The sequence below is a fragment of the Microscilla marina ATCC 23134 genome, from assembly GCF_000169175.1.
Lineage (GTDB): Bacteria > Bacteroidota > Bacteroidia > Cytophagales > Microscillaceae > Microscilla > Microscilla marina.
Window position 1 is genome coordinate 1 of record NZ_AAWS01000107.1, and the last position, 5,768, is coordinate 5,768.

At 37.7% G+C, this 5,768-nt stretch carries 3 protein-coding genes and 1 pseudogene; 1 reads left to right on the forward strand and 3 read right to left on the reverse strand.

Going from position 1 to position 5,768, the window contains the following annotated elements; genetic code table 11:
- From pth to M23134_RS36940, 3 genes are all read right to left on the reverse strand, one after another.
- A partial coding sequence (pth, locus tag M23134_RS36930) for an aminoacyl-tRNA hydrolase (protein WP_002706108.1) occupies positions 1-565 on the reverse strand: 565 nt, incomplete at its 3' end.
- Between the two features lie 81 nt (positions 566-646).
- Positions 647-1,261: a 50S ribosomal protein L25/general stress protein Ctc gene (locus M23134_RS36935; protein ID WP_002706110.1), complete on the reverse strand. Its 615-nt coding sequence runs from the start codon at positions 1,259-1,261 to the stop codon at positions 647-649.
- A gap of 60 nt (positions 1,262-1,321) precedes the next feature.
- Positions 1,322-2,260: a ribose-phosphate pyrophosphokinase gene (locus M23134_RS36940; protein ID WP_002706112.1), complete on the reverse strand. Its 939-nt coding sequence runs from the start codon at positions 2,258-2,260 to the stop codon at positions 1,322-1,324.
- Between the two features lie 2,384 nt (positions 2,261-4,644).
- Between M23134_RS36940 and M23134_RS36945 the strand changes: the two are divergent.
- Positions 4,645-5,768 (forward strand): annotated as a pseudogene (locus M23134_RS36945) (CTP synthase); the annotation flags it as partial.

Sequence of the window (5,768 nt, forward strand, 5' to 3'; positions counted from 1 at the left end):
ACTTAGTATTGTGGGTGTTCATTGCCCGGTCTAACCCAATGGTAGCAAAAGAAATGGTCATATCACATGCCAAGTCCATAGGCTCGGTCAAAGTATCCAGTTGCTCTTTGTTAAAGTTAGCCAATACATACTTTACCTGCTCACCTTTGTTAAAGTCATTTCCCACCCCAAAACGAATGCGGGCGTATTGACTGTTGCCCAATACCTCCTGAATGTTTTTTAAACCATTGTGCCCCCCATCTGAGCCTTTGCCCCTCAGACGCAATTTGGCGTGAGGCAAAGCAATGTCATCGACAATCACCAACAAGTTTTCACGGGGAATCTTGAGCTCTTGTAGCCAATAATTGATGGCTTTGCCGCTCAAGTTCATATAAGTAGTGGGCTTAATTAAATGAAACGTGCGTCCCTTATGCTTAAACTCGGTCTTCATAGCCAGTTTATGCGTGCTAAAATCTGGTGCGCCTTGTTTATCGGCAAGATGATCAAGTACCAGAAAACCAATGTTATGACGGGTGAGTTCGTATTCTGCACCTATGTTGCCCAAACCAGCAATTAAGTATTTCATTGTTTTACAAAGTTTCTTTTACAAAAAAGGTCATTAGCCTTACGACTAATGACCTGTACTTGTTTTACAAAGTCGAAGTTACTATTCTGCGTCTCCTTCTTCTCCTCCTTCTGCTTCTTCTCCATCCTCAGTACCAGACTGCTTACCACGTTGAGCACGAGTAAGTTCAACTGATGCAATTGGAGAGCGATCGCTGTTCAATATTTCAAATTCAGTAGTTGACAAAGCGCCTACTTTGACCGACTTACCTAATTCTAATTCAGAAATATCAACCTCAATGAACTCAGGCATTTTGGTAGGCAAAGCACTCACTTTAAGCTTATTAAGCTTTGATACCAATCTTCCTCCTCCGATTACTCCAGGAGAGGTACCTACGTATTTTACCGGAACATCCATCTTGATAGCTTTATCTTCAGATATTTGAAGAAAATCAGCGTGCATGATGATCTCACTTACTGGGTGAAACTGGATATCCTGTAGGATGCACTCGTATTTGTCGCCTTCTACATTCAAAAGTACTTTGTGTATGTTGGGAGTATATACCAAATCACGGAACAAAATCATTGGTGACTGAAAGTGCACTTGCTTGTCGCCTCCGTACAATACACATGGTACATTACCGTCTCTGCGCAGATCCTTTGAGGATTTTTTGCCGAGATTTGCTCTATGATACCCTATAATCTCTAGCGTTTTCATAAACTCACTTCGTTTAAAAATATAAAATAAAAAATAACCCTTGCGGGTTTTCAGCTACAATTAGCTGGATTGTATAAACAAATTACTAATTGATTCGTGTTCGTGAATACGACGTATAGCAGTAGCAAACAAATCTGCCACGCTCAATACGCGTACTTTGGGTGCGGGTTTGGTCAAAGGAATGGTATCCGACACTGCCACTTCTTCCAACACTGAGTTAGAGATGTTGTCATAAGCAGCGCCCGAAAACACTGGGTGAGTGCAAACTGCTCTCACACTTTTGGCTCCTTTGGCAAGAATGGCTTCAGCCGCTTTGCACATGGTTCCACCAGTGTCTAGCATATCGTCTACAATTACCACATTGGCGCCTTCTACCTCACCAATTACTTGCATAGAAGCAACCTCATTGGCACGTTTGCGGTGTTTGTCGCACACTACCATGTCAGTTTTGAAATAAGTAGCATAAGCGCGGGCTCTTCCTACTCCTCCAACATCTGGTGCTGCAAATATCAGGTCATCAAGTCCTAATGATTCTACATAAGGAATGAAAACTGCTGATCCGTCGAGATGATCTACTGGGAAATCGAAGAAACCCTGAATTTGTCCTGCGTGTAAATCACAAGTCATCAGGCGGTCAATACCCACCGCAGATAATAAATTAGCCACTAGCTTAGATGCTATAGCAACCCTTGGCTTGTCTTTGCGGTCTTGGCGCGCATATCCGAAGTAGGGAAGTACGGCAGTTACATACTTTGCCGAAGCACGGCGAGCAGCATCTGCCATCAGCAATAGCTCCATTAAGTTATCTGAAGGAGGACAAGTTGACTGAATCAAAAACACCTCACAACCACGCACTGACTCTTCAAATCTTGGAGAAATTTCGCCATCACTGAATCGCTTGATAACAAGCTCACCTAATGGCTGACCATATTTGAGAGAAATCTGGCTGGCTAAATCGTGAGAATTGGTTCCTGAAAAAATTTTTACAACCGAGGACATTTTATATTGTTTTGGTTTTAAATGTAATCTATAAATTTCTAACCACAGAATTCTTTACTACCAAATTAGTATAGTATAAAGGGTAATAAAGAATCAATCATATCATAACTAAGACTTCACCTCTTTGCCTCTTCCGCTATTCCCTGTTCTTTTTACAAAGATGTATTTTTTGATGATCGCCCATCTTTCGGCTGAAATGAAGGCGCAAATTTAGGTTTTTTTATTTTGGAAGACAACAAAACCGCGTTTAGATATACACCTCTTTATCGATATGGCAGTCATGTGCTGTACATGTAGCGAAAGTGTAAAACTCTCAATACATAATTAGTAAAATCAAGTTTTGATGCAATTGATTGAGCAATACTTTTGAGTCTAAACCTTTCATGGCGTTCATAAAGCTATTCTTAAATCACTGAGTTGTGGTAGTTTCAGAACAATGTTTTGTTGTAACTGCTAGTGGTTATTGTTTGCAGGTGTTTAGGGTGGAAGGGTAGTGTAAATAATTGCTATTTATGGTGTTTGTCAATACAATTTGGTAGTAGTAAGAAGGGCGGTTGATAGAGCCTTATGTTAGAAAAGTACAATGAGTTCTTAGCTAGTAACTGGTCATTGGAAAAAAAACTGTTTAAAAGTAAGAAAAACCTACGAACAAAATAATGTTTGGCTTCAACTCTCTACCTTTGTAACATCAAATAAGAAAAAAATGTATTGAATATATATACATTGTGTAATATAATTGGGTGAATTGGCGCACTAATATTTAGTGCGCCAATTTTTTTTACCTCATTTTAAGCTCCTCTATTTTTTACCTCGACTTTTCCCTTTACTAAGGTGCCATTCCTTGTTTTTATGTAGCAACGGTTGCTGGTTTACCTACTTGTCTATCGTTTGTCTATCTTTGGTATTATGGCAGGATGCATATTTTTGTTAAAGAGTTGTTGAAACTACTTAATCAGTATAATATATTGTTTTTTGTAGCAAATACATAAAGTTTGAATATATTAATTAAGCCATATTGGTGAAATATTATTAAAAATACTGACTTTTAGTATAAGTTAAACTTGCTGTAAATTAAGTAGTTACAAATGGTATATTTCTTTGTTTATATAAAATAAGCTTTAAGTGCAAAAAGCGAAAAAAAATGTATTGAAAAAGCGAAAAAAAATGCTGAACAAAAGATTGTTCTGGTATGACTCCCTACCTTTGTAATATCAAATAAGAAAAAAATGTATTAAATATATATACATTGTGTAATATAATTGGGTGAATTGGCGCACTAATATTTAGTGCGCCAATTTTTTTTTGCCCTTTTGTAGGTTGCCCATCTTTGTTATTAAGCTTTATATTTCCCCTTGTTAACTAATCAGTTCCTTTACCATTTATTCTACACCACCCCCTTTCTTAATAAGATAATGATAAGAATCAACTGGTTTTTTAGTTAAAATCTTTCATCCCCTATTTTTTTTACCCCAAAAAAGATTAAATCAAAACAATATTTTGTCATTGCTTGTTTTCGGAGATTTTATTGATATTTTTTGAAGTAAAAAGCCTAAAGCATTGTTGAAAATATTCAATTTAAGTAAAAAGTGAGGAATGTTAAAAACTAACATTTATTAGCTAACTGTTAGAAAAGTACAATGATTTGTTAGAGTTGAGAGGAGAAAAAAGAAAAGTTGAGACAAAAAACACGAAAAACCTACAAACCAAAGAATGTTTTGACGGATGTAACTACCTTTGTGTCATCAAAATACGAAGTCATAATAAGTAGTTGTCGGAAACCAACTTTATAGTTGATGATCAACAACTCCTTATTAAAGTATATATTGTGTAATATAATTGGGTGAATTGGTGGGTTAATTTTTAGCCCATCAATTTTTTTTGTCCTGCAAGCTATAAAAGTGATTAAAACCTATAGAGCAGACAAGACTAACCAACCCTGATATTGGGTGTGTGATTCCTCAAATGTGCCCCGTTTTTTTACACCCCTTATAATTGAACATCTGAAAACACTTCCTTCCTATAATCAAGACTGTAAGTTATTTTTAAACTCATTCTGTTACTGTTTTGCAGTCATTTGCTTTAAAAATACTTGCTGATAATCAGATGTTTATGAATTTACAAACTATTTATTTGTACGTTTAAAGATACGCTCATTCCTCTTTTTAAATGAAAATGAGGGCTTAAATACAATATAATTAGCTGGTAGCCAGCGATAAATAAAGTAAAAAGCTTTCGGGTTTAGCTATGCAGTGTAGACCAAATGCTGTGGGCTATTGTTTTAGTACTCACTACTTATTTAAAACTTAGCTTAGCAAATCTCATAATATGTACTACCTTTGTATCCCGTAAGCAAAAAAAAGACATTTAAAATACATCACTAATATATGGCATTTGCTAAACACATTTTTGTTACGGGAGGGGTTGCATCTTCTTTAGGTAAAGGTATTATTGCATCCTCTTTGGCTAAGTTATTACAAGCGCGTGGATTTTCGGTCACTATCCAAAAATTTGACCCCTACATCAACATTGATCCTGGTACGCTTAACCCTTACGAACACGGCGAGTGTTATGTAACCGATGATGGCGCAGAAACCGACCTGGATTTGGGACATTACGAGCGTTTCTTAAACATTACTACCTCACAGGCCAACAACATCACCACTGGAAGAATTTACCACAACGTAATTCAGAAAGAACGCCAGGGAGCCTATTTGGGCAAAACTGTGCAGGTGATTCCTCACATTACCGACGAAATCAAAAGAAATTTTCAGTTGCTTGCCACTACCGGAAAGTACGACATCATCATTACTGAAATAGGTGGTTGTGTGGGCGATATTGAGTCTTTGCCCTTTATAGAAGCGGTGCGTCAGATTAAGTGGGATTTGGGGGAAAACAATGCCATTGTAGTACACCTTACTTTAGTACCTTACCTTCAGGCAGCGGGTGAGCTTAAAACTAAGCCTTCACAACACTCTGTTAAAACCTTGGCCGAGGCAGGTATTCAGCCCGATATTTTGGTGGCCCGTTGCGAGCATACTTTGCCCGAAGAAATTCGCCGTAAACTAGCTTTGTTTTGCAACGTAGACTTTGAGTCGGTGATAGAAGCTATAGATACCGATACTATATATGATGTACCTCTGTTGATGCAAACAGAGCGCCTCGATGAGCGTGTATTGACCAAACTACGTCTTGCCAGCCGTCGCAAACCTGATATTAATCAGTGGAAAGAGTTTTTGTATAAAATTAAAAATTCTACCGATGAGGTAAATATTGGGCTGATTGGCAAGTATGTAGAATTGCACGATGCTTACAAATCTATTGTAGAGTCTTTTATTCACGCTGGTGCCATTAACGAATGCAAGGTAAATATTCAGTGGATACAGTCGGAGCACCTGGAAAAAAGAAGCTTTGATTTTAAAAAACTGGGCGAGCTGGACGCCATGTTGGTAGCACCTGGTTTTGGCGACCGCTGGCGTAGAAGGTAAAATAAAGGCCGTAAAATATGCTC